The 23,981-nt window shown below is 71.8% G+C and carries 22 protein-coding genes; 15 read left to right on the forward strand and 7 right to left on the reverse strand.

Features of this window, described 5'->3' with window-relative positions:
• The first annotated feature begins 116 nt into the window (after positions 1-116).
• Both FB462_RS13835 and FB462_RS17695 read left to right on the forward strand, forming a co-directional pair.
• Entirely contained in the window at positions 117-1,142 is a 1,026-nt protein-coding gene (locus FB462_RS13835; protein WP_141862466.1) for a LacI family DNA-binding transcriptional regulator, read from the forward strand.
• 60 nt (positions 1,143-1,202) lie between these two features.
• The gene (locus tag FB462_RS17695; protein ID WP_229666667.1) at positions 1,203-2,270 is read left to right on the forward strand and encodes a GNAT family N-acetyltransferase; all 1,068 of its coding nucleotides are present in this window, start codon (positions 1,203-1,205) and stop codon (positions 2,268-2,270) included.
• A 447-nt stretch (positions 2,271-2,717) separates the two neighbouring features.
• Here the strand turns inward: FB462_RS17695 and arfA are convergent, their stop codons facing one another.
• The gene (arfA, locus tag FB462_RS13845) at positions 2,718-4,220 is read right to left on the reverse strand and encodes an arabinosylfuranosidase ArfA (RefSeq protein ID WP_058740505.1); all 1,503 of its coding nucleotides are present in this window, start codon (positions 4,218-4,220) and stop codon (positions 2,718-2,720) included.
• 264 nt (positions 4,221-4,484) lie between these two features.
• Between arfA and FB462_RS13850 the strand changes: the two genes are divergently transcribed.
• From FB462_RS13850 to FB462_RS13860, 3 genes are read left to right on the forward strand one after another with little or no spacing between them, the layout of a single operon-like run.
• Positions 4,485-5,852 (forward strand): extracellular solute-binding protein, encoded by a 1,368-nt coding sequence (locus FB462_RS13850; RefSeq protein ID WP_114849848.1) that lies wholly within the window; start codon positions 4,485-4,487, stop codon positions 5,850-5,852.
• Between the two features lie 54 nt (positions 5,853-5,906).
• On the forward strand, positions 5,907-6,872 hold the full coding sequence (locus FB462_RS13855; RefSeq protein ID WP_114849849.1) for a carbohydrate ABC transporter permease: 966 nt from the start codon (positions 5,907-5,909) through the stop codon (positions 6,870-6,872).
• 1 nt (position 6,873) lies between these two features.
• Complete coding sequence (locus tag FB462_RS13860) at positions 6,874-7,788, forward strand: carbohydrate ABC transporter permease (RefSeq protein WP_114849850.1); 915 nt, start codon at positions 6,874-6,876, stop codon at positions 7,786-7,788.
• Between the two features lie 229 nt (positions 7,789-8,017).
• On the opposite strand, the gene FB462_RS13865 is transcribed toward FB462_RS13860, so the two are convergent.
• Together FB462_RS13865 and FB462_RS13870 are read right to left on the reverse strand one after the other, a co-directional pair.
• Entirely contained in the window at positions 8,018-8,395 is a 378-nt protein-coding gene (locus FB462_RS13865; RefSeq protein ID WP_058740502.1) for a VOC family protein, read from the reverse strand.
• A 9-nt stretch (positions 8,396-8,404) separates the two neighbouring features.
• Positions 8,405-9,277, reverse strand: coding sequence for a siderophore-interacting protein (locus tag FB462_RS13870; RefSeq protein WP_141862468.1), 873 nt, complete (start codon positions 9,275-9,277; stop codon positions 8,405-8,407).
• Between the two features lie 28 nt (positions 9,278-9,305).
• Between FB462_RS13870 and FB462_RS13875 the strand changes: the two genes are divergently transcribed.
• From FB462_RS13875 to FB462_RS13890, 4 genes are all read left to right on the forward strand, one after another.
• Positions 9,306-10,376 (forward strand): FecCD family ABC transporter permease, encoded by a 1,071-nt coding sequence (locus tag FB462_RS13875; protein WP_229666981.1) that lies wholly within the window; start codon positions 9,306-9,308, stop codon positions 10,374-10,376.
• The gene (locus tag FB462_RS13880; RefSeq protein WP_229666980.1) at positions 10,373-11,476 is read left to right on the forward strand and encodes a FecCD family ABC transporter permease; all 1,104 of its coding nucleotides are present in this window, start codon (positions 10,373-10,375) and stop codon (positions 11,474-11,476) included. Before FB462_RS13875 ends, FB462_RS13880 begins: the two co-directional genes overlap by 4 nt.
• A complete protein-coding gene (locus FB462_RS13885; RefSeq protein WP_229666979.1) occupies positions 11,473-12,399 on the forward strand; it encodes an ABC transporter ATP-binding protein in 927 nt (308 codons plus the stop codon). Before FB462_RS13880 ends, FB462_RS13885 begins: the two co-directional genes overlap by 4 nt.
• Positions 12,400-12,472: 73 nt before the next feature.
• Positions 12,473-13,510 (forward strand): ABC transporter substrate-binding protein, encoded by a 1,038-nt coding sequence (locus FB462_RS13890; protein ID WP_141862471.1) that lies wholly within the window; start codon positions 12,473-12,475, stop codon positions 13,508-13,510.
• A gap of 208 nt (positions 13,511-13,718) precedes the next feature.
• Here FB462_RS13890 and FB462_RS13895 read toward each other — a convergent pair whose 3' ends face one another.
• Together FB462_RS13895 and bla are read right to left on the reverse strand one after the other, a co-directional pair.
• Positions 13,719-15,776 carry a transglycosylase domain-containing protein gene (locus FB462_RS13895; RefSeq protein WP_229666978.1) on the reverse strand — a complete coding sequence of 686 codons (2,058 nt, stop codon included), beginning with the start codon at positions 15,774-15,776 and terminating at the stop codon, positions 13,719-13,721.
• A gap of 283 nt (positions 15,777-16,059) precedes the next feature.
• Positions 16,060-16,746, reverse strand: coding sequence for a class A beta-lactamase (gene bla / locus FB462_RS13900; protein WP_244289135.1), 687 nt, complete (start codon positions 16,744-16,746; stop codon positions 16,060-16,062).
• Between bla and FB462_RS17700 the strand changes: the two genes are divergently transcribed.
• Positions 16,736-17,044 (forward strand): hypothetical protein, encoded by a 309-nt coding sequence (locus FB462_RS17700; protein WP_244289136.1) that lies wholly within the window; start codon positions 16,736-16,738, stop codon positions 17,042-17,044. The genes bla and FB462_RS17700 overlap by 11 nt on opposite strands.
• Here FB462_RS17700 and FB462_RS13905 read toward each other — a convergent pair.
• The gene (locus FB462_RS13905) at positions 17,028-17,405 is read right to left on the reverse strand and encodes a VOC family protein (protein ID WP_141862473.1); all 378 of its coding nucleotides are present in this window, start codon (positions 17,403-17,405) and stop codon (positions 17,028-17,030) included. The genes FB462_RS17700 and FB462_RS13905 overlap by 17 nt on opposite strands.
• Before the next feature lie 91 nt (positions 17,406-17,496).
• Positions 17,497-18,192 (reverse strand): helix-turn-helix transcriptional regulator, encoded by a 696-nt coding sequence (locus tag FB462_RS13910; RefSeq protein ID WP_141862475.1) that lies wholly within the window; start codon positions 18,190-18,192, stop codon positions 17,497-17,499.
• Positions 18,193-18,386: 194 nt separating this feature from the next.
• Here FB462_RS13910 and FB462_RS13915 point away from each other — a divergent pair, with 194 nt between their 5' ends.
• The 5 genes from FB462_RS13915 to FB462_RS13935 all read left to right on the forward strand — a co-directional run bounded on the left by FB462_RS13915 (position 18,387) and on the right by FB462_RS13935 (position 23,778).
• Positions 18,387-19,025: a TetR/AcrR family transcriptional regulator gene (locus FB462_RS13915; RefSeq protein WP_167510121.1), complete on the forward strand. Its 639-nt coding sequence runs from the start codon at positions 18,387-18,389 to the stop codon at positions 19,023-19,025.
• A gap of 75 nt (positions 19,026-19,100) precedes the next feature.
• On the forward strand, positions 19,101-21,743 hold the full coding sequence (locus FB462_RS13920) for an MMPL family transporter (RefSeq protein ID WP_141862478.1): 2,643 nt from the start codon (positions 19,101-19,103) through the stop codon (positions 21,741-21,743).
• A gap of 178 nt (positions 21,744-21,921) precedes the next feature.
• The gene (locus FB462_RS13925) at positions 21,922-22,368 is read left to right on the forward strand and encodes a MarR family winged helix-turn-helix transcriptional regulator (RefSeq protein ID WP_114850592.1); all 447 of its coding nucleotides are present in this window, start codon (positions 21,922-21,924) and stop codon (positions 22,366-22,368) included.
• 49 nt (positions 22,369-22,417) lie between these two features.
• On the forward strand, positions 22,418-22,630 hold the full coding sequence (locus FB462_RS13930; protein ID WP_114850449.1) for a hypothetical protein: 213 nt from the start codon (positions 22,418-22,420) through the stop codon (positions 22,628-22,630).
• 53 nt (positions 22,631-22,683) lie between these two features.
• Positions 22,684-23,778 carry an alkene reductase gene (locus FB462_RS13935; protein ID WP_114850450.1) on the forward strand — a complete coding sequence of 365 codons (1,095 nt, stop codon included), beginning with the start codon at positions 22,684-22,686 and terminating at the stop codon, positions 23,776-23,778.
• The last annotated feature ends 203 nt before the right edge of the window (positions 23,779-23,981 follow it).

Below are 23,981 nucleotides of genomic sequence, written 5' to 3' on the forward strand. Positions count from 1 at the left end.
TGCGTCGATGTTGACGTCAACATCGAACTTGGGAACCGTAGCATGGCAACGTCAACATGCGCTACCGTTCGGGGACGGCACCATCGCGGGAGCCGCCCGAGGGGGAAGGAGCGCTCGTGTCGACCGAGATCGCCGCCGCGCGCCGCGCGCCCTCGCTGGCCGCCGTGGCCGAGGCCGCCGGGGTCTCGATGCAGACCGTCTCCCGCGTGTCCCGCGGGTTCGACAACGTCAGCCCCGACACCCGCGAACGCGTCCAGCGCGCGATGGACACCCTCGGCTACCGCCCCAACCGCGCCGCCCGGGCACTGCGCTCCGGCCGGTTCCGCACGATCGGCGTGATCATGTTCACGCTCGCGTCCTTCGGCAACATGCGCACGCTCGAGGCGATCGCCGACGCCGCCGGCGCCGCGGACTTCACGATCACGCTGCTGCCGATGGCTTCCCGGACCGAAGAGGGCGTGCGGTCGGCGTTCTCCCGGCTGCACGAGCAGGCCGTCGACGGGGTCGTCATCATCATCGAGTCGCACATCATCGACACGGCCGAGGTCGCCCTGCCGGACGGTGTGCCGATGGTCGTCGTCGACTCGACCGGCACCACCGAGCACCCTGCGATCGACACCGACCAGGCCGACGGTGCCCGCCAGGCGACGCAGCACCTGCTCGACCTCGGGCACGAGACCGTCTGGCACGTCGCCGGCCCGGAGTCGTCGTACTCCGCCGCACGCCGGCTGGCCGCGTGGCAGGACACCCTCGAGCGCGCCGGACGGACCGTCCCGCCGGTGTTCCACGGCGGGTGGACGACCGAGCACGGATACTCCGCCGGGCTCGAGATCGCCGGGCGACCGGAGATCACGGCCGTGTTCGCCGCGAACGACCAGACCGCGCTCGGGGTCCTGCGCGCGGCGCACGAGTCCGGCCGGAGCGTCCCGGACTCGCTCAGCGTCGTGGGCTTCGACGACTCCCCCGAGTCCGACTCCTTCTGGCCGCCGTTGACCACCGTGCACCAGTCCTTCGACGAGGTCGGCCGCCGTGCGGTCGCGAACCTGCTCGCGCAGATCGAGGGCGACCCGGTCCACACCGCGACGGACCTGGTCCCCGTGCGGCTCGTGGAGCGGGCGAGCACGGCGGCACCACCGGCCTGACCACGCCGGACAGCGCTGCGTGCGCGCCCGGCCGCCCGGCCAGCCCCTAGGCTCGGCGTGATGGAACTCGTCCCGCCGTCCCACGCCTTCTTCCCCTCGTTCGTCCGCGCCCTCGACGAGTGGGGCGACGCCCACCAGGACGGCGCCGGTGTCCGGGACGCCGCGGCACTGCGCGACCCGGAGGGCTTCGGCCGCTGGGTCGACCAGCTGCTCGCCGAGGAGACCACGGCCGCGGTCGAGCTCGGCCACGTGACCTGCACCTACCGATGGGTCGTCGAGGGCGACGAGTACCTCGGCAGCATCGCCCTGCGGCACGAGCTGAACGACTGGCTCCGCGAGTACGGCGGCCACGTCGGGTACGGCATCCGCCCGTCCGCGCGCGGGCGTGGCCTGGCGTCGGCGGCCCTCGCGGCCACGCTCGACACGGCCGCCGAGCGCGGGATGCCCGAGGTGCTCCTGACGTGCGACGCCACGAACCCCGCGTCCCGTCGGGTCATCGAACGGAACGGCGGCCGGTACGAGCGGAGCGTCGTCACCCCGGACGGCCAGACCCTGCTGCGCTTCTGGATCCGCACCGGCGCCCACCGCGCGCCGGATGTCGACACGACCGAGATCGTCGGCGGTCCCGAAGCACTGACCGTCGGGCTGCACGAGCACGACCCGGCCTGGGCGGAGCGTTTCGCGACGCACCGGGACCGCATCACGACCGCGCTCGCCGGGCAGCACGTCGCGGTCGAGCACATCGGGTCGACGGCGGTGCCCGGGCTCGCCGCCAAACCGATCGTCGACGTCGCGGTCGCCGTACCGGACGTCACCGACGAGGCCGCGTACCTGGAGCCGCTCCTGGCAGCCGGCTACGAGCTGCGCGTCCGCGAGCCCGGGCACCGGCTCGTCCGGACCCCGGAGCGGGACGCGCACGTCCACGTGTACGAGCACGGCGCACCGGCCCTCGACGCGTACCTGCTGCTCCGGGACCACCTCCGCCGGGACGCCGCGGACCGCCAGCGGTACGAGGACGTCAAGCGGGCGCTGATGATCCGGAGCTGGGACGACATGAACGCGTACGCCGACGCCAAGACCGAGGTGATCGAGGCGATCAAGGACCGCGCGCGCCGCGCCGCCGACTGATCCGGCTTGCACTGGTCGGGCCGGGGCTGGCGGTGGTCGCGACCGACGGTCGCGACCACCGGGTGCCGGCGTGACCCGAACACGTTCCCCGGCACCTGAAGCGCCTCGGGGACCTGATCCTCCGCCGCGGCGCTGCCTGCACCGAGGATGCTCTGGCGGACCCGTCGCGGTCAAGCCCGCGGACCGGTCGTCGCGTCCAGCGGACCACCGGCGGTCGTGTCGGCGCCCAACGACGGACGGGAGGATCGTGGCGGGCCCGCCACGATCCTCCCGTCCGTCCGTCCCGTGTCGGGTCAGGTCGGGTCGGGTCGGGTCGGGTCGCGAGCCGACCACCGGACGGCGGGAGGGCGCCGACCCGCTCACGCGGACCGACGCCCTCCCGTGCTCACTCGACGCTCACCGTGGCGCTCGCCGAGGCGCTCGACCGCCGGCCGCAGCCGGCGGAGCTCAGCCGATCGACACCGCGGTCCAGGAGACCGGCGGCAGCTCGATGGTGATCGTGTCGCCGTCGCGACGGACCGTGTCGTTCGTCCGCAGCCCGACGCGCTCGCGGTTCCCGAGGTCGTTGACGGCGTGCACGTCGTCGTCCCAGACGCCCTCGGCACGGACGTCACCGTCGACCTGCAGGCCGGCCAGGTCGATCGTGACCGTGGTGGTCTCGGTCTGGTGGCGGTTCACGAGGAACACCGCCGCCTTGCCGTCCTCGACCGTGGCGGCCGAGTCGACGACCGGGACCTCGCCGTACTTGCCGCCGTCGACGGTGTCACCGGAGGCCTTGACCTGCAGCGACGTGCCGTTCGCCAGGCGCGACGTGAGCGAGAACGGGAAGAACGTGGTCTGGCGCCAGGCCGGCCCGCCGGGCTCGGTCATGATCGGGCCGATCACGTTGACGAGCTGCGCGATGCTCGCCGACGCGACGCGGTCGGCGTGTCGGAGCAGCGTGATGAGGAGGCCGCCGACGACGACCGCGTCCGCGACGGTGTAGACGTCCTCGAGGAGGCGCGGCGCGACCGGCCAGTCCTGCAGCTCGAACGTCTTCTGCTGCTCGTTCCACTTGCTGAGCGACCAGACGTTCCATTCGTCGAACGAGATGTCGATCCGCTTGTCGGACTTCTTGTGCGCCTTGACGTGGTCGGCCGCGGTCGTCACGGTGTCGATGAAGTGGTCCATGTTCACGCCGGAGGCCAGGAACGAGGACAGGTCGCCCTCTTCCTCGTAGTAGGCGTGGGCGGAGATGTAGTCGACATCGTCGTAGGCGTGTTCGAGGACCGTGCGCTCCCACTCGCCGAAGGTGGGCATCGAGGCACCGGACGATCCGCAGGCCACGAGCTCGAGGTCGGGCTGGATCTGGCGCATCGCCTTGGCGGTCATCGCGGCGAGCTTGCCGTAGTCCTCGGCGTTCTTGTGACCGAGCTGCCACGGGCCGTCCATCTCGTTGCCGAGGCACCACATCTTGATGGCGAAGGGCTCCTGGCGGCCGTTCGAGCGGCGGTACTCGCTGAGGGCGGTACCGGCGTCGATGTTCGCGTACTCGAGGAGCTCGATGGCCTCCTGCGTGCCGCGGGTGCCGAGGTTCACGGCGAGCATGAGCTCGGAGCCGACGGCGTCGAGCCAGTGCTGGAACTCGTGCAGGCCGACCTCGTTCGTCTCGGTCGAGTGCCACGCGAGGTCGAGGCGGCGGGGGCGCTGCTCGACCGGGCCGACACCGTCCTCCCACTTGTAGCCCGAGACGAAGTTGCCGCCCGGGTAGCGGATGGCGGAGACGCCGAGCTCCTTGACGAGCTCGACGACGTCCTTCCGGAAGCCGTGCTCGTCGGCGGTCTCGTGCGCCGGCTCGTGGATGCCGTCGTAGACGTGGCGTCCGAGGTGCTCGACGAACCCGCCGAACAGGCGACGGCGCACCGGCCCCACGGTGAACGCGCTGTCGAGGACGAGGTGTGTGCGGGGCATGGATCTCCTTCGATCTGCTGGCGGCGGCGGTGCCGTGTGCGGTTCGTGCGTCGTGCTGCAGGTGGACGTGCGCAGCCCGACACGAAAGTGAGCGCTCACGTCCTTCGGCAACGCTAGCGGGTTCCGGCGCCGTGCGGAAGCGGGGAGGCGCCCTCGTCGTGACGTTCACGGAAGGGGTGGCGGGGCTCCCCGAGCACCACTAGTGTGAGCGCTCACGGAGCACCGACCCTGCTCCGACTCGGCCTGTCCCGATGGAGTGATGCCATGCCGATCCGATCCGTTGTCCCCACCCCGCAGTCCCGCGGCGGTGCCTTCACCCGGCGGAGCCTGCTCGCCGGAGCAGCCGCCGGAGCCGCGGTCCTGCCCCTCGCAGCGTGTTCCAGCCCGCTCGCCGCCGGTGTCGCCGGCGCTCCCCTCAACCCCGAGACGCTCGTCTTCTGGAACCTGTTCGGCGGCGGCGACGGCCTCCGCATGCAGGCGATGGAGGCGGGCTACGCCAAGCAGCACGGCGGCTCGTCGTCCCTGCAGGCGACCACGTTCGCCTGGGGCAACCCGTACTACTCGAAGGTCACACTGGCGACCGTCGGGAACAAGCCACCGGACGTCGCCATCGCGCACCTGACCCGGGCGAAGCCGCTCTGGGACGGGGACCTGCTCGACCCGATCTCCGCGGACGACCTGGCCAGCGTCGGCCTGAGCGCGAGCGACTTCAACCAGAAGGCGTGGACGGCGCAGAAGACCGACGGCAAGAACATCTGCATCCCGCTCGACACGCACCCCTTCGTCCTTTTCTACAACGTTGACGTGTGCCAGAAGGCGGGCCTGATCGACTCGGACGGCAAGCTCAAGGACCTGAACGGGCTCGAGAACTTCGAGGCCGCGCTCGCCGCGGTCGCGAAGGTCACCGGCGGCACCGCGCTGAACGTCGCGAACGTCAGCGAGGTCGCGACCCCGTGGCGCTTCTTCTGGACGATGTACAACCAGATCAACGGCGCGACGCCGTTCATCAGCGACGGCGGCGCGAAGCTCACCGTCAACGAGGACGCCTACATGAAGGTCACCGACATGACCCAGAAGTGGGTGAAGAACGGCTGGCTGAACAAGGGCCTCGACTACGCCACCGCCCAGACACTGATGTTCACGGGCAAGGCGGGCTTCTTCATGCAGGGCGAGTGGGAGATCAGCACCGCCCAGTCGATCAAGGGCCTGAAGTTCGGCATGGTGCCCGTACCGCAGCTGTACGACGAGCCGGCCACCCAGGCGGACTCGCACACGTTCATCCTGCCACGCAAGGACCGCACGCCCGAGCAGCGCAAGGCCCACATGCTGTTCATCAAGCAGATGCTCGAGCAGAGCCTGACGTGGGCGCAGGGCGGGCACGTGCCGGCCTACATGCCGACGTTCGACAGCACGGCGTTCAAGGAGCTCACACCGCAGTCGAACTACGCGTCGGCCGCCGAGACCGCCGTCTTCGACGACCCCGCCTGGTACGGCGGCTCCGGGTCCACCTTCGAGAACACCGTCGGGGCGCAGCTCGCCCTGGTGCAGCAGGGCAGCAGTTCACCGGCCCAGGCGCTCTCGGCGATCAAGGACCAGCTGTCCACGTACCTCAACACCCCGAGCCCGCTGTGATCCGGCGCGCGACCCCTTCGATCCACGTGGACCCCGCACGAGAGGCACGATGACGTGACCGCTGCACCAGTTCTCACCCGACCCACGGACGCCAGGGCCGTCACCGGCCGCTCGCGTCCCCGCGTCAACGCCATGAGCCGTGGTCAGGGACGCTCCGGCTGGCTCTTCCTCGCCCCCTTCGGCCTGTTCTACCTGGCCTTCCTGCTCGGCCCGACGGTGTGGATGCTCGTCACGAGCTTCTTCAACACCTCGACCGTCCGCACCGGACTCGGCAGCTTCGCCGGGTTCGCGAACTACGCCGAGATGCTCGGACGCGCCGACTTCTGGTCGTCGCTCTGGCACACCCTGCAGTTCACGCTCTACACGACCCCGCCGCTCGTCATCCTGGCGTTCGTGTTCGCCGTGCTGACCAACCGGATGAACCGCGGGCAGTGGTTCTTCCGCCTGGCGTTCTTCCTGCCGTTCATCCTGCCGTCGGCGACGATCTCGCTGATCTGGGTGTTCATCTTCACCCCGGCCACCGGCCTGTTCGCCTCGGTCCAGCAGGCGATCGGCCTGACCCCCGGCGCGGGCGTCCTGGCGAGCCCGAACACCGCCATGATCGGCGTCGCGATCGCCACGGTCTGGTGGACGCTCGGGTTCAACTTCGTGCTGTACCTGGCCGGGCTGCAGGAGATCCCCCGCGAGCTCTACGAGGCCGCAGCCGTCGACGGGGCGTCGAGCTGGCAGCAGATCAAGTCGATCACGCTGCCGCTGCTCGCCCGCACCACGACGCTCGTCATCCTGCTGCAGATCATCGCGAGCCTGAAGATCTTCGACCAGGTGTACCTGATGACGAACGGCGGCCCGGGCATCTCGACCCAGGTCTCGCTGCAGCTCATCACCGGCGTCGGCTTCACGGACAACCGCCTCGGTGCGGCGTCCGCGGCCTCGGTGCTCCTGTTCATCGTGATCGTCGCGATCGCGGTCATCCGGCAGCTCGTCGAGCGCGCTGCCGCCAAGCGAGAGATCGGTGCCTGACATGACCGCCACCGAGAGCATCACCACCGGCCGCCGGCGCGTCCGCACGGGCGTCTCGGCCGCAGCTCCCGCGAACGCCGCGAAGATCGGCGTCTCCGGCAAGGGCTTCAACATCACGGCCGCGATCATCCTGACCGTGTTCGCGATCATCTGGCTCATCCCGAGCCTGTTCGCCCTGAAGACGTCGCTGTCCGACAACGGCGTCGCAGCCCTGGGCGCGAACGCGATCCTGTCGAACTGGAACCCGACGCTGCACTCCTACGCGTCGCTGTTCCAGGCCGGCGACATCTGGAACTGGTACCTGGCGAGCGGCATCACGAGCCTGCTCACCACGGCCCTCACGGTGCTGTTCGCCTCGATGGCGGCGTTCGCACTGTCCCGGCTGGCCTTCCGCGGGCGGAACGTCGCGTTCCTGCTCATCATCCTGGGCATCATGATCCCGACGCAGGTCCTGATCATCCCGATCTTCCAGGAGCTCAACGCCGTCAACCTGCTGAACACCTACTGGTCGGTGATCTTCCCGCAGGTGCCCGCCGTGATCGCGGTGTTCATCTTCAAGCAGTTCTTCGACGGCATCCCGAAGGAGCTCGAGGAGGCCGCGCGCATCGACGGCGCCGGCATGTGGAAGATCTACTGGTCGGTCATCCTGCCCCTGTCGCGTCCGGTCATCGCCGCGGTGGCGATCCTGACGTTCGTCGGGGTGTGGAACAACCTGCTGCTGCCCCTGTTCGTGCTGTCGAACCCGGACCTCATGACGATCCCGGTCGGACTCGCCACGGTCCAGGGCAGCTTCGGCCAGCGGTACGCCGACATCCAGGCCGGGGCGATCCTGGCGGCCCTGCCGCTGATCATCCTGTACCTGGTCTTCCAGCGGCAGATCGTCGAGGGTGTGACCGGCTCCGGTCTCAAGGGCTGACGCCACCCCACGACGGACGGGAGGCGCGGTGCCGGCTGGCACCGCGCCTCCCGTCCGTCCCGGCGCGACCCCGCGCCCACGCTCGCCGGTCGCCGATCCGCGCGTCGGAAGCCGATCCGCGCGTGGGAGGCAGATCCGCGCAAAGGAGACCCGGAGGAACGGCGTTCCGTGCGCGGAACGTCCTCCTACCGCGAGTGCGATGGGAAGGAACGTCCGCGTCGGAGACGACTCAGAGCGGATCGAGGCGGGTCCGGAGGAGACAGAACTCGTTGCCCTCGGGGTCCTGGAGCACGTGCCACGACTCCTCCCCGGTCTGCCCGACGTCGGCCGGGCGCGCGCCGAGGGCCAGCAGTCGCTCGAGTTCGGCGTCCTGGTCCTGGTCGACCGGTGAGACGTCGAGGTGCAGGCGGAGCGGCTGGTGCTTCGGCTGCGGGTTCCTCGACAGGATGATCGTGGGGGTCGCCCCGCCGAAGCCGGACGCCGGGCCGATCTCGATGCCGTCCTCGTCCTTGCCGAGTTCGACGTAGTCCAGGACGGCGCACCAGAAGCGCGACAGCACCTCGGGGTCGTCGCAGTTCAGCACGAGTTCGCTCAGTCGGACGCTCATGCCCGCACGCTACCCGGCCGGGGTCAGGCGGGGACGGCCGGGCTCACGCGGGGACGGCCTGCCGGCGTCGTGCTTCCAGAACCCGGAGAACGTGATCCGGGACTTCGGGACCCCCGCGCGGTGCAGGTGCCGGCGCCCCTCGGTTGCGAGCCGGGACTCCCCCACGACGAAGGCGTACACCCGGTCGTCGCACGGCACGTGCCGCTGGAGCTCGGCGAGCGCGGCACGACCGGGGACCTCGTGCGGGTCGAGGTGCTCACGGACGATCCAGGTGATGTCGACGCCGGCCGGGGCGTCGAGCACGCGGACGTCGGCGGCCGTCGGGACCTCCTGCACGATGCGGCCGACGGTGTCCCGTGGCAGGGACGCGGCGATGCCGACGACCGCAGGCAGCCCGGTCTCCTCGGCGGCGACCAGGACCTGGCTGACGTCGTCCGGGCAGTCGAAGATGCGCCCCTGGTCGAGCATCGCGAGCTCGTCGCCGGGTCGGGCCGCGCACGCCCAGATCGCGGCACGACCCTCGAGCGCGCCGTCGGCGTCGGCGTGCACGACGAAGTCGACGTCGAGCTCGGCGGTGCCGTCCGGCAGCCGTCGGAAGCCCGCGACGGTGTAGTTCGCCAGGTGTGGTCGGGTGTCCTGCGGGATGGCGAGGTACTGCGGGTACCAGCGGTTGCCGTCGATCTCGGGCAGCGTGAGGTGCTGCTGGTGCGGGAGCGGCAGGAACAGGCGGAACCAGTGGTCGTACCCGGCGAAGGGGAACTCGTGCATGTCGTCCCCGGTGACCGTGACCCGGTGCATCGACGGCGTGACCCGGGCTGAGCGGAGCACGCGGGCACGGAAGAGCCGGGGGTTCTCGGGCATGAGCCGCGGGATCTTCGCCATGAGGCAAGGCTAACCTAATATGGTCCGCGTGCCATCCCCCGATCTCGTCGTGACCTCCGCGCGACCGCCCGCTCCGCCGAGCGCCACGGGCGTCCACCGCACCGCGGTCCGCCGTCGGACGACCGTCGTGCTCGGCCTGGTCGCGGTCCTCGCACTCGCCGCCGTCGCCAGCATGCTGTTCGGCAGCAACCGCCTGGGCGTGGACCAGGTGCTTGCGGGCCTGACGCGCTCGGGATCCGGGACGACCGAGGCCGTGGTGTGGGGCTCACGCATCCCCCGAACGCTCATCGGCGCCGCGGTCGGCGCAGCCCTCGGCATCGCGGGCCTGCTCATGCAGGGGCACACGCGGAACCCCCTCGCCGACCCGGGCCTGTTCGGCGTCTCGTCGGGAGCCGGACTCGCGGTCGTCCTCGGCGTCTACGTGTTCGGCGTCACGAGCACCGGCGCGACGGTGTGGTTCGCCCTGGCCGGCGCGGTGGTCGCGAGCGTCGTGGTGTTCTCGGTGACGATCGCCGGCAGCGGGACGGCCAGCCCGGTGCCCCTCGCCCTGGCCGGCGCCGCGGTCTCGGCGTTGCTCGGCGCGGTCACGTCCTTCATCGTCCTGACGGACCAGCAGTCTCTCGACGCGTACCGGCTCTGGGTGGTCGGCTCCCTGGCGGCACGGCAGCTCGACGTGCTGACGGCCGCGGCACCGTTCCTGCTCGTCGGGCTGGCGCTCGCGATCTGGAACGTCCGGTCGCTCGACGCGCTCGGCCTCGGCGCGGAGCTCGCGCGCGGCCTGGGTGAGAACGTCCTCGTCGCCCGGCTCGTGGGCCTCGGCGGCATCACCCTGCTCGCCGCCGGCGCGACCGCGGCCGCCGGTCCGATCGGGTTCGTCGGACTCACGGTGCCGCACGTCGCCCGTGCCCTCGTCGGGACCGGGCACCGGTGGACCCTGCCCGTCTCGGCCCTCGTCGGCGCGTCGCTCGTGCTCGTCGCGGACGTCGTCGGGCGGCTCGTCGGCGGGTTCTCCGAGGTCGAGGTCGGCATCGTCCTCGCGGTCATCGGCGGCCCGGTCTTCGTCGCCGTCGCCCGCCGCCGATCGCTGGTGTCCCTGTGAGCGCCGCCGCACCGCGCAGCGCCGCAGCACCCCGCAGCACCGCCGCCCCGGTCCGCCGCGGCGTCCGTGTCGGCCCCGTCGGCCTGGCCTGGCGCCCGCGGGTGCTCGGGTACACGGTCGCCGCGCTCGCCCTCGCCGTCGTGCTCGTCGTCCTCGGCGTCGCGGTCGGCAGCACCTGGATCGCACCGGGCACCGTCGTCCGCGCCCTGTTCGGCGTCGAGGACGGCCCGGAGGGCTTCATCGTCACGACGCTCCGACTCCCCCGGGTGCTGGTCGGCGCGCTCGTCGGGCTCGTCCTCGGCGTCGCGGGCGCCTTGACCCAGACCGTCACGCGCAACCCGCTCGGCACGCCGGACATCATCGGCGTCACCTCCGGCGCGAGCGTCGGTGCGGTGGCGGCCATCGTCCTCGGCGGCGGCTCGTACTCGGTGTCGAGCGTCGTCACCAGCGGCGGCATCCCGGTCGCCGCGACGATCGGCGCCCTCGTCGCGGCCGCCGCCGTGTACGGCTTCGGGTGGCGCGGCGGTGTGCAGAGCTACCGGCTCGTGCTCGTCGGCATCGGCGTCAGCGCGACCCTCGACGCGATGACGAGCTACCTGCTCGTCCGCGCGAAGATCACCGTGGCGACCGCCGCCTCGCAGTGGCTCGTGGGCAGCCTGTCGAGCACGTCCTGGTCGTCCGTGTGGCCCCTGCTCGTGGTGGCCGCCCTCGCCGTCCCCCTGGCCCTCGCGACGAGTGCGGCGCTCGGCATCGGGCAGCTCGGTGACGAGGTCGCGACGGGCGTCGGCCTCGGGGTGCAGCGGCACCGGCTGCTCGTCATCGCGCTGGCCGTGGTCCTGACCGCCGCCGCCGTCGCCGCCGCGGGACCCGTCGGGTTCGTCGCGTTCGTCGTGCCGCAGGTCGCGCTGCGGCTCGCCGGGACGAACCGGCCGCCGCTGCTGCTCGCCGGCGCCCTCGGGGCCGTGCTCGTGCTCGGTGCCGACCTGCTCGCCCGGTCCGCCTTCCCCTGGCAGGTCCCCGTCGGCATCGTCACGACCGTCGTCGGCGCCCCATACCTGATCTGGCTCCTCGTCCGGCACCGCAAGGAGATGTCCCGATGACCGCACGCACCGCACCCGCGACCACCGCAGACACCACGGCAGCGACGGCCGCCACGTCCGCCACCACGGACGCAGCCGCGACCACCTCGACGACGCCGGCCGACGGACCGACCCGCACCGCGCCTCCAGTCGGAGTGCCCGTGCTGCAGGCCCGCGGCCTGTCCGTCGGCTACGACCGCGAACCGGTGCTCCGCGACCTGGACCTGCGCATCGAACGCGGCACCGTGACGACCTTCCTCGGAGCGAACGGCTGCGGGAAGTCGACCCTGCTGAAGGCCTTCGGCCGGGTGCTGCGGCCGCAGGCCGGCGAGATCCTGCTCGACGGCACCCCGATCCGACGCGAGCCGAACCGTGCGGTCGCGCGGAAGCTCGCGATCCTGCCCCAGACCCCCGTGGCCCCGGCCGGCACGAGCGTGCTCGACCTCGTGATGCGGGGCCGGAGCCCGCACCAGTCCTGGGCCCGCCCCTGGACCGCCGAGGACGCCGACGTCGCCGAGCAGGCCATCGCCGCGACCGGGCTGACCGAGGTGGCGCACCGCGACGTGGCGAGCCTGTCCGGCGGGCAGCGCCAGCGGGCGTGGATCGCGCTCGTGGTCGCGCAGCAGGCCGAGACGCTCCTGCTCGACGAACCGACGACGTACCTCGACCTCGCGCACCAGCTCGACGTCCTGCGGCTCGTGCGACGGCTCAACCGGGAGCAGGGCTCCACCGTCGTGATGGTCCTGCACGACCTGTCGCTCGCCGCGAGGTACTCCGACCGGCTCGTGGTGCTGCACGACGGCGGGGTCGTCGCGGACGGCACCCCGCACGAGGTCCTGACGCCCGAAGTGCTCGAGCGGGCCTTCGGTCTGCACGCCCGCGTCGTCCCCGACCCGGTGACCGGCGCCCCGATGATCGTCCCCGAGGCGGACGAGCAGGACTGAACCGGACGAGCAGGACCGGCCTGAACCAGCAGGGGCTGGCAGGCCGTACAGACTTAGGTTAGGCTCTCCTAACGTGAAGATCCCCCGCCGCGGCTCCCTGCGCGCCGCCCTCGTGACCTCCGTGGCCCTCTCGGCCCTCCTGCTCGCCGGCTGCACCGGCTCGAACGGCTCCGGCCGCTCCGGCGACGGCAGCGCCGCCGGCTCCGGCTCGAGCGCCGCCGCGAAGGGACCCTGGTCGTACGAGGACGCCACCGGGAAGACCGTCAAGCTCGACAGCACCCCGAAGCGCGTCGTGGTCCTCAACGACATCGCCATCTCGTTCATCGAGTACGGCCTCCGCCCGGTCGGCACCTTCGGGCAGCTCACCATGGCGAAGGACCAGCGCTTCGAGGGCCTGGACACCAAGGGCATCGCGCAGCTCGGCACCGGCTACGGCGACATCGACCTCGAGCAGCTCGCGGCACTCAAGCCGGACCTCGTCGTCACGTCGGTCTACCCCACCGACGACAAGGGCACGCTCGACACCACGCAGCCGGGCTACGGCTTCAAGGACAAGGAACAGCAGCAGCAGGTCGAGGCCATCGCGCCCGTCGTCCAGGTCGAGTGGGGCGGGAAGGGCGAGGACGTCATCGAGAAGATCGCCGACCTCGCCGAGTCGCTCGGTGCCCCGGAGTCGACGGTCGAGACCGCCGAGGACCGCTTCGACAAGGCCGAGGACGAGCTCGAGAAGGCCGCGAAGGCGAGCGACGTCTCGGTCGTCTCGATGTACGCGGACGGCGACGGCGCGTACGTCACGCGACCCTCCGACGAGCCCACGCTGCAGATGTACTCGTCGTTCGGCGTCGACTTCGTGACCCCGAAGCCGAAGGGCTTCTACTGGGGCATCTACTCGTGGGAGAACGCCGGCCAGATCTCCGGTGACGTGATCCTGCTGTCGCAGCAGGGCTACCAGGTGTCCGACCTCGAGAAGCAGCCGACGTTCGCCGACAACGCGGCCCTGCAGGCCGGCCAGGTGCACAGCTGGACCTTCCCGGCCCTCGACTACGCGTCGCAGGCCGACTACATGACGAAGCTCGCGGGCTGGCTGGGCGAGAGCAAGAAGGTCTCGTAGACCCCACCACCCCACGGACGGGAGGCGCGGTGCCGGCTGGCACCGCGCCTCCCGTCCGTTCCCGGTCGCGTCCGGACGCGACCCGTCCCTGCCCGCCGTCGTCTCGTCCCCGTCCCCGTCCCGTCCCGTCCCGTCGATGGAGCAGAAGCCGTCGGGTGTCCGGTGACGACCCGACGTCTGCTGCTCCATCGATGTCGGACGGCGGAGGTCAGCCGACGGGCAGGGCGGCGTTGACGGCGGTCTGCGCCTGCCGCCACACGGCTGCGCGGGACCCGGCGTACGTGCCGCCCTGCCCGTTCGCGGAGTGCCGCAGGTTCGCCTGGCCACCATCGGTGTTGCCCTGCCAGTACGCCGTGACCGCCCGCTCGCTGCCCCCGACGAGCCAGATCTGGTCCGCCGAGTCGGTCGTGCCCGTCTTGCCGAACAGGGTCGTGCCGTCCGGCGTCTGCCCGCCGCTCGCGGTGCCGCCGCGGAACGCGCCCTGCATCACCTGGAAGGCCGTCCGGGCGACCGAGGCGGAGACCGCCCGGGTGCACGCGGCGGGCTGTCCACCGAGCTGCGTGCCGTCGCGGCCGGTCACCTGGTCGATGACGACCGGCGCGCAGTACACGCCGCCGTTCGCGATCCCGGCGTACGCGGCCGCCATCGTCAGCGGCGCGATGCTCGTCGTCCCGAGCACCGCGGCGGGGTTCGCGGGGAGCTCGCCGCCCGTCGCCGGGTGCACGCCGAGGCGGGCGGCGGTGTCGCGGATGTCGCACAGGTCGAGCCTCGACGCCATGTCCGCGTAGGCGGCGTTCACCGACTGCGCCGTCGCTGCCCGCACCGAGTACGGCCCGGTCTGGCCCGCCGAGTCGTTCTTCGGGTTCCACGCCTTCGTCGTGACGCGCTCCCCGCACTGCGTCCAGACGCTGCGGGCCGTGCGGGTGCCGTCGACCACGGCGTCGGGGCTGCGGCCGGACTCGAGCCACTGCAGGAGCGTGAACATCTTGTACGTCGACCCGACCTGGAACCCCTTCGAGCCGCCGTTCGACTCGTCGGTCGCGTAGTTCAGCGAGGTCGCGGTCGGCGGTGCCGCGGACGACCGGTCGTAGTCGGTGTTCTGCGCCATGGTGAGCACGCGCCCGGTGCCGGCCTCGACGGTGTCGAGCGTCGCGCCGAGGGCGAACCGGGTCTCCCCCGCGCGGTCGTACCGATCGAGCAGGTCCTTCTGCTGCGTGTTCAGGTCGAGGTCGAGCGTCGTCTGGACCCGGTAGCCGCCGGTGCGCCAGGCCTGCTCCCGCGCGGCGGTGTCGGCGCCGAGCTGCGGGAGGGACTGCGCCACCTGCACGGCGTACGCGCAGAAGAACTCCGCGCCGCGGACGGCCGACTCGCACCCCTGCCTCGGTGCCGTCAGGCGGACGTAGTCAGCGGGGGTGGATGCCAACGCGGCCTGCAGGTCGGCGTCGCTGAGGTGCCCCTGCTGGTGCATCGAGCGGAGGATGACGTCTCGGCGCGCCTGGTTGTCGGGGTGGTGCTCCGGCGAGGAGAGGTCGCGTGCGTCCGGCCACTGCACGATCGCGATGAGCGACGCCGCCTCGGCCGGGGACAGGTCGCCGGCGTCCTTGCCGTAGTACCGCTGCGAGGCCGCCTGCACGCCGTAGGTCTGGTCGCCGAAGTACGCGATGTTCAGGTAGGCGGCAAGGATCTCGTCCTTCGAGTACTCCTTCGCGAGCCCGATCGCGAGCTTCACCTCGGCGAGCTTCCGGTCGAGCGAACGCTTCGTCGCCTCGGCGGTCGCGGCCTCGCGCTCCTGCTCGGTCGGCAGCTCGCTCGCCCGCTGGATCTTGATGTTCCGGACGAGCTGCATCGTCAGGGTCGACCCGCCCGTCCCGCCGTCCCCGCCCGACGCGACGACGCTGACGAGCGAGCGCACGAGACTCGTCGGGTCGACGCCGCCGGTCTCCCGGAAGCGCTTGTCCTCGCCGTCGATCGCGGCGTGCTCGAGCGTGTCGCTGATCTGGTCCAGCGCGAGCTCCTGGCGGTTCTGGTCCCACACGTCCGCGAGGTGCACCGGCTGCCCGCCCTGGTACGCCCAGACCTCGTTCCGGGTCGGCAGGTCGCCGATCTCGATGTACTCCGGCATCGAGTCGAACAGGTCGATCGCCGAGGTCGTCCCCACCCCCGCGACCGCCAGCACGGGCGTGACCCCGATCCCCACCAGCAGCCCGGCGAGCACGCTGCCGCCCACGAAGCCGGCAGCGGCCCCCGTCACCCGTCGTCCGGTCATGATTCCCCCTCGTCGATCGATGGCGTCCGGGGGGTGACCCTCCCAGCGCTGTTCGGACGTCCGCCCGGGTTTCCCGGGGTGACACCGGCACGCGCGCTGGGAAAGGACCGAGTCGGTACGGATCGTTACCCCGAGGGGCTCGTCGTGACCCCGTCGTGACCGACGGCGGGTGTCAGCCGAGGTGCGCGATCGCGATCCGCGTGGCCTCGGCGACGAGCGCGTCCGAGGGCTCGGCGTCCGCCGCGCCGTGCGCCGTCATCACGACGAGCACGATCGGGTCCCGTCACGGCGGGGTCACGACCGCGACGTCGTTCCGCACGCCGTAGGACGCGGTCCCGGTCTTGTCCGCCACGGTCCAGGACGGGTCGACGCCGGCGCGGATCGTCGACGCCCCGGTCGTCGTGCCGAGCATCGAGTCGCGGAGCAGCGATCGGTCGTCGGCGTCGAGCGCGTCCCCGAGCAGCACGGCGCGGAGGTCCGCGGCGGACTGCGCCGCGGTCGTGGTGTCACGACGGTCCCCCGGAACGGCGGTGTTGAGGTCCGGTTCGGTGCGCGAGACGTCCGTCGTCGTGTCACCGAGGCCGCGCAGCCACCGCGTCACCCCGGCGACGCCGCCGACCCGCTCGACGAGCAGGTTCGCCGCGGTGTTGTCGCTCTGCCGGATGGCCGCGTCGACGAGCTGCCGCACGGTCAGGCCGGTGTCGACGGCCGGGGTCGTCACCGGGGCGTGGGACAGCAGGTCGCCGCGGTCGTAGTGCACGACCTCGTCGAGGTCCGCCGGGGACGAGGCGGCGAGCACCGCGGCGGCGATCTGCACCTTGTTCGTCGAGGCGAAGGCGAACCGCTCGTCCGCGCGGTACCCGAGCGACCGGCCGGTGCCGGTGTCCACGGCGACGACCCCGACCCGGGCACCGTCCCGACGCTCGAGGTCCGCGAACGCCTGCCGGGTCGTGCCGTCGATGATCGGCACCGTCGCCGTCGGCACGGTGGCGGTCGGCACGGCGGACGGTGTCGGGGTGGGTGCCGCAGCGGGCGTGGCGGACCCGGCCGGCGACCCCGACCCGCCCGGGCCCCCGCCCGCGGTGCACCCCGTCAGCAGCACCGCCGTCAGCGCCACCACCCCGACCGCCGCCGCCCGCGCGCCGGCCTTCCGCACGCCCGTCGTCCGCGCGTCCGTCGTCCTCGTCGCTCCCACGCGTCGGAGCCTGCCGCACCCGGCCGACGCAGCGCTGGGAACGGTCCGGCTGCGGCTCAGGCCGGCCGGCTGAACAGGTTGACGAGGTTCCCCTCCGGGTCCCGGAACAGGGTCGAGCGGTTGCCCCACGGCATCGTCGTCGGCGGCAGCACGACCTCGCCGAGCACGCCGGACCCCTGCAGCCGGTCGAACGCCGCGTCGACGTCCGGGACCGAGAACTCCACGACGAGCCCCGGGTTCGGCCCGGGCACCGGCGCCCCCGCACCGAGCCCCGCGACGGTCTCCGGCGCCGCGAGCGCGAGCACGAGCCCGCCGGCACGGACCTCGGCGAAGACCGGCGCCGGTCCGTGTGCGGTGGTGCCGGTGACCGCCTCGTAGAAGGCGGTCGTGCCCGCCAGGTCGGCGGTGATGATCCTGATCGACGTGAACTCCACGCTGTCCTCTCCGGGCGGCCTGCGGTGACCGCCCGGCACCAGGTTCACGCAGCCCCGCGACAGCGTCCTGTCGGTGTTCCGCCGGATGCGCTCAGTCCGCGAGCACGGACCGGAGCACCCCGTGCGGGATGTCGAGCTCCTCGAACCGCACGGCCCGCCGTGGCACACGCTCGTCCGTCGACTCGACCCCGAGCACGCGGTCGCCGCGGAAGGCGCGGACCCCGTCGCGCAGCCGGCACCACGCAACGAGGTACCAGTCCTCGCCCTTGCCGACGTACCCGAGCGGCTCGACCGCCCGGTCGGTCTCGTTCCCCTGCGCGTCCCGGTACCGCAGCCGGACGACCCGGCCGCCGGCCAGGGCGGGCAGGAGCGCGGTCGGTCCCGGCACCCGGTCACCGGTCTCGAGCAGGTGCACCCGTCGGGCGAGCGAGGCGCTGCGCCGTGCGTCGTCCTCCGCCAGGACCGCCCGCACCTTCTGCGCGGCACTGCGCGCGGCGTCGCGGAACGGGCTCGTCGCGAGGGCCCCGAGGCCGACGGCGACGGCGAGCGCCTCCTCCGCGGTCAGCCCGAGCGGCGGCAGCGTCGCGCGGGCGTCGAGCGTGTAGCCGCCGGTCCGGCCGGGTTCCGCCCAGATCGGCACGCCCGCCTCCTGCAGGGAGCGCAGGTCGCGCTCGACGGTCCGTGCGCTCACGCCGTACCGCGCAGCGAGCGTCCGCGCGCTCCGCAGCGCGGGCGCGGCCGCGCGCAGCTCCTCGACGAGCGCGTAGAGACGATCGGTGCGGTTCACGACGCGACCACAGTACGGCCTGGAGGCGCGTGGCGGGCCCGCCCCGTGCCTCCCGTCCGACCGCCGGTCCGACGTGCACCGCGCGCGACCCGCGCGCCGCCGTCCCGCTCGTCGTCTCAGGGTCGGGGGACGAAACTGGGCAAGCCCTCGGAGTCGTTGCACCGAGTGCATCGATGCACCTAGTGTTCAAACCCGTGACCATCTCGACCGACCGCCGTGCCGCCCTCAAGGCGAAGCACCGTGCGGCGATCCTGCAGGCCGCACGCGACCTGGTCGACGAGCAGGGTGGACGCGGGTTCAGCGTCGACGACCTCGCCGCCCGGGCGGACATCGCCCGGCGCACCGTGTTCAACCACTTCGCCTCGTTGGACGAGGTCCTGCTCGCGGTGTGCGAGCAGGAACTGTCGGTGATCATCGACCGGTTCCTGGCGGACATGGCGCGCACGCCGATCGGCGACGGCAGCCGGGCCTCGATGTTCGACGAGCTCGAGTCCGCCGCGCGCGGTGCCGACCTCGCCCCCGCGATCGCCGGGATGTACAACATCCTGGGCGACCCCGGGAAAGAGGACCCGAAGGCCGCGGTGCTCACGCAGACCGCGTTCGGCCGGGTCACCGAGCGCCTGCGCGACGAGGTCGCAAGGCGGCACCCCGGCGCGGACGTCCTCGACACCGCCCTGCTCGTCGACTCCCTGATGAGCGGCATCGTCGTGATCGCCGAGCACTGGCTCGTCCACCACGGCCCCGAGCTCACCCCGGCGACCCTGCGCGCCTGGGACGAGCTGCTGAGCCGCCTCGTGCACAGCGTCCGCTCCGGCTACATGCCGGCGCACTGACACCTCCCTCCCCCGGGGTCCACCGGCGCACCCCGAACCGCAACAGCACCTGACACGAAAGGACGGGGCAGCCGCATGGCCGGTCTCCTCTACCGTCTCGGACGGTTCTCCGCACGACGGCACTGGCTGGTGATCATCGCCTGGATCGTCATCATGGGCATCGCCGGGCTCACCTTCAGCCTGTTCCAGGGGTCGATCTCGTCGTCGATCACGATCCCGAACACCAAGACGAGCCAGGTGCAGGACGAGCTCGCCGACAAGTTCCCGTCGGCGAACGGCGGCAACGGGACGATCGTGTTCCAGACCACCGACGGCAAGGCCTTCACGGACACCCAGAAGGCCGACGTGAAGTCGTTCCTGGACGGGTTGAAGGACCTCGACGGGGTCAAGGGCGTCCGCGACGGGTTCACGACGCAGGACCAGCTCGACGAGCAGCGCCAGAAGATCACCGACGGTCGGAAGCAGATCGAGGACGGCCGCGCGCAGATCACGAGCGGACAGCAGCAGCTCGACCAGCAGAAGGCGCAGCTGGAGTCCGGCAAGCAGCAGATCGCGACCGCCCAGCAGGAGCTCGACGCGAAGGAGGCCCAGGCCGCCGCGGCCGGTGGTGCCGCAGCCACCGCGGCCCAGGCGCAGCTCGCCCAGGCGCAGGCGCAGATCGACGCCCAGCAGCAGCAGATCACCGCGGGCGAGCAGCAGATCACGCAGGCCCAGCAGCAAATCGACGAGAACACGAAGAAGCTCGACACGAGCGAGCAGGAGCTCGAGCAGGGCTCCGACCTGCTCGACCTGTCGAAGGACATCCGCTTCGTGTCGTCGAACGGCCAGTCGTCGATCGGCACCGTGCAGTTCACGAAGTCGACCTACGAGGTGCCGCAGGAGACCAAGCAGGCGATCTCGGACAAGGCCGAGTCGGCGAAGATCGACGGCGTCGCCGTGTACGTCTCGAACGACATTGCGCAGGGCGTGCCGTCCATCCTCGGCCCGGGTGAGATCGTCGGCGTCATCATCGCGGCGCTCGTGCTGTTCCTCATGCTCCGCACGATCATCGGCGCCGCGATCCCGCTGCTCTCCGCCGTGCTCGGCGTCGGGATCGCGTCGCTCGCCTCACTGTCGTTCTCGAGCCTGGTCGAGTTCATCTCGGTCACGCCCGTGCTGGGGGTGATGCTGGGCCTGGCGGTCGGCATCGACTACTCGTTGTTCATCCTGAACCGGCACCGGACACAGCTGAAGGCCGGCATGGACGTCCACGAGTCCATCGGGCTCGCGAACGGCACCTCCGGCAACGCCGTGGTGTTCGCGGGCACGACGGTCATCGTCGCCCTGCTCGCGCTGAACATCACCGGGATCCCGTTCCTCGGCCTGATGGGCACCGTCGGCGCGGTCGCGGTCCTGTTCGCCATCCTCATCGCGACCTCGTTCACCCCGGCGCTGCTCTCGCTGCTCGGCATGCGGATCCTGCGGAGGAAGGAGCGGCAGCGGATCGGCAACACGGGCTCGATCCGGGTGCCGAACAAGCCGATGTCGACCTGGCGCGCGGTCGTCACGCTCGTCGCCGGCGTCCTCGTGCTCGGCGTGGTCGCGATCCCGGCGACGCAGATGCGCCTCGGCCTGCCCTCGGGTGCGTCCGAGTCCGTCGACTCGAGCCAGTACAAGGCGTACAAGGCGCTCGACCGCGACTTCGGCGCCGGACAGAACGGCCCGCTGCTCGTCGTCGCCGACCTGCCGAAGTCGGTGTCGGAGGACGACGTCACCGCACGTGAGGTCACCATCGGCCAGGCGATCGCGAAGAACTCCGACGTGCAGGCCGTGCTGCCGATCGGCGCCTCGAAGGACCGCGACATCATCGCGTTCCAGGTGAAGCCCGCCGGCGGCCCGGACAGCATCTCGACCGAACGGCTCGTCACCGACCTGCGCGAGCAGACGGTGTCGACCGACGACGGCACGGTCACCCTCGGCGTCGCGGGCAACGCGAGCGCGAACATCGACGTGTCCGAGAAGCTCTCGAACGTGCTGCCGCTGTACCTGGCGGTCGTCGTCGGCCTGTCGCTGATCATCCTGATCGTGGTGTTCCGGTCGTTCCTCGTGCCGATCACCGCGACCGCCGGGTTCATCCTGTCCGTGCTCGCCTCGTTCGGCGGCCTGACCGCGATCTACCAGTTCGGCTGGCTCGGCTCCGTGTTCGGCGTGCACGACCCGGCGCCGATCCTGAGCTTCCTGCCCATCATCGAGATCGGCATCCTGTTCGGCCTGGCGATGGACTACCAGCTCTTCCTGGTGTCCGGCATGCGGGAGGCCTACGCCCACGGAGCCTCGGCGAAGGTCGCGGTCCAGCGCGGGCTGCACGCCGGCCGCGCGGTGGTCACGGCCGCCGCGATCATCATGATCTCGGTGTTCGCGGGCTTCATCTTCTCGGACTCCTCCACCATCAAGCCGATCGGCTTCGGGCTCGCGTTCGGCGTGCTGATCGATGCCTTCGTGGTCCGGATGCTCCTCATCCCGGCGGTGATGCACCTGCTCGGGAAGAGCGCCTGGTGGATCCCGAAGTGGCTCGACCGGATCCTGCCGGACGTCGACGTCGAGGGCGCGAGCCTGGAGCGCTCGCACCCGACGGACGGCCGCGGACACGGCGACGCCGAGCACCGCGGGTCGCACGCGGCGGACGTCGCCCCGGACGCGAACCCGCACGAGGGACACACGCCGACGCACCGCGCGTAGGGGGCCGCGCTGCGCGTGGGTGACCGTTCCGCGCGTGGGTGACCGTTCCGCGCGTGGGTGACCGATCCGCGCGAGGGAGGCAGGAAGTTCCGGCCTCCCTCGCGCGGTTCGTCATCCCACGTCGGCTGCGATGGGCTCGAACCTCGCCGACCGTTCGCGCACGAAGTACCGTGGACGCATGACCTCGACCGACGTCGACCCGCTCGCGCTCGACCGCCAACTCTGCTTCGCCCTCACCGCGACGAGCCGGAGCGTGATCGGGCTCTACCGCGACCTGCTCGACCCGATGGGCCTGACGCACCCGCAGTACCTCGTGATGCTCGCCCTGTGGGAGCACGACCCCCGCTCGGTGCGCGAGATCGCCGGGGAGCTCCGCCTCGACTCGGCCACCCTCAGCCCGCTGCTCAAGCGGCTCGAGGCCTCCGGGTACGTCCGCCGGGCCCGGAGCACCGCCGACGAACGACAGCTCGAGGTGTCGCTCACCACCGCCGGCCGTGCCCTCCGGGAACAGGCGCGCGCGGTCCCCCTCGCCGTGGCGGACCGGCTGGGCTGGCCACTCGAACGGCTCGAGCGCCTGAAGGACGACCTGACCGAGCTGCTCGGTCGGATCGACGCCCTCGACTGACGAACTCCTTCGTGCCACAATGGTTGGTGCACGAATGAAAGGACGGACCATGGGTCGCTTCGGCAGCTGGTACGACCGCTGGAACCGTACGCTCATCGAGAAGATGGGTCCGTCGCAGATCGGCGCCGGGCACGCCGAAGGCGTCGACGACCGCTCGGTGGACCGTCCGTGCCCGATCTGCCACCAGCCGCTGTCGCAGCACACGGTGATCCGCCCCGAGGGACAGGTCCGCTCGAGCACGCTCGTGTGCCCCGGTCGCTGAGCATCTGCCGTGCCCGGGGAATTGCACCCGGCAACACGTGGTTCAACGGAGCCGTGAAGCTCTTCGAACCCGCCGATCTCGGCGCACTCCACCTCCGCAACCGCATCGTCATGGCACCCCTGACCCGGACGCGCGCCGGGGCCCATGGTGTCCCGAACGACCTCCTCGTCGAGCACTACGCCCAGCGCGCCTCGCTCGGCATGATCATCACCGAGGGCACCTGGCCCGTGCAGGAGGGCCGCTCCTACCCCGGCCAGCCCGGCATCGAGACCGACGAGCAGGTCGCCGGCTGGCGTCGCGTCGCCGACGCCGTCCACGAGCGCGGCGGCACCATCGTCATGCAGCTCATGCACGGTGGCCGTGTGTCGCACACCGACATCTCCGGCACCCCGCGCATCGTCGGCCCGTCCGCGATCGCTGCCCCGGGCCAGACGCACCTGGCCGACGGCTCGAAGGCCGACATGCCGGTCCCGCACGAGCTCACCACCGACGAGGTCCGCGAGGCTGTGCAGGGCTTCGTCCGCGCCGCCCGCAACGCGATCGCGGCGGGGCTCGACGGGGTCGAGGTGCACGGCGCGAACGGGTACCTGGTCCACGAGTTCCTCTCCCCCGTGTCCAACACCCGCACCGACGAGTACGGCGGCTCCCCGGAGAACCGCGCGCGCTTCGCCGTCGAGGTCACCGCGGCGGTCGCCGAGGCGATCGGCGCGGACCGCGTCGGCATCCGCCTGTCGCCGCAGCACAACATCCAGGGCGTGCTCGAGGAGGACGACGCCGACGCGCTGGCCACCTACACGGCGGTCGCCGAGGGCCTGGCGCCCCTCGGGCTCGCCTTCGTGGACGTCCTGAACGCGGAGCCGGGCAGCGAGCTCGTGCAGCACGTCCGCCGCACCGCGGGCGCGCCGTTCATCGCCAACTCGGGCTTCTCCTCCATGACCACCCGCGACGAGGCGATCACCCTGCTCGACGGTGGCCTCGCGGACGCCGTCGCCGTGGGCCGTGCCGCGATCGCGAACCCGGACCTCGCCGAGCGCTGGGAGCAGGACGCGGCGCTCAACGAGCCACGCCCGGAGCTCTTCTACGGCGCGACCGCCGAGGGGTACACGGACTACCCGACGCTGGCCGAGTCCCAGGAGCAGGCCGCGTAGTCGACGCGACCACAGCACAGGACGGGCGCGCCCCGCTCAGCGGCAACGCGAAGCGTTGCGCGGGGCGCGCCGACCGAGCCTGCGAGGGAGGACGGTGCCAGCCGGCACCGCGCCTCCCGTCCGTCTCCCGGTCGCTTCCGCCACCCGCCCTGCCGAACCGCGCGGAGGAGGACGATCCGCGCATCGGATGCTGATCCGCGCGT

The sequence above is a fragment of the Curtobacterium citreum genome, from assembly GCF_006715175.1.
Classification (GTDB): Bacteria; Actinomycetota; Actinomycetes; order Actinomycetales; family Microbacteriaceae; genus Curtobacterium; species Curtobacterium citreum.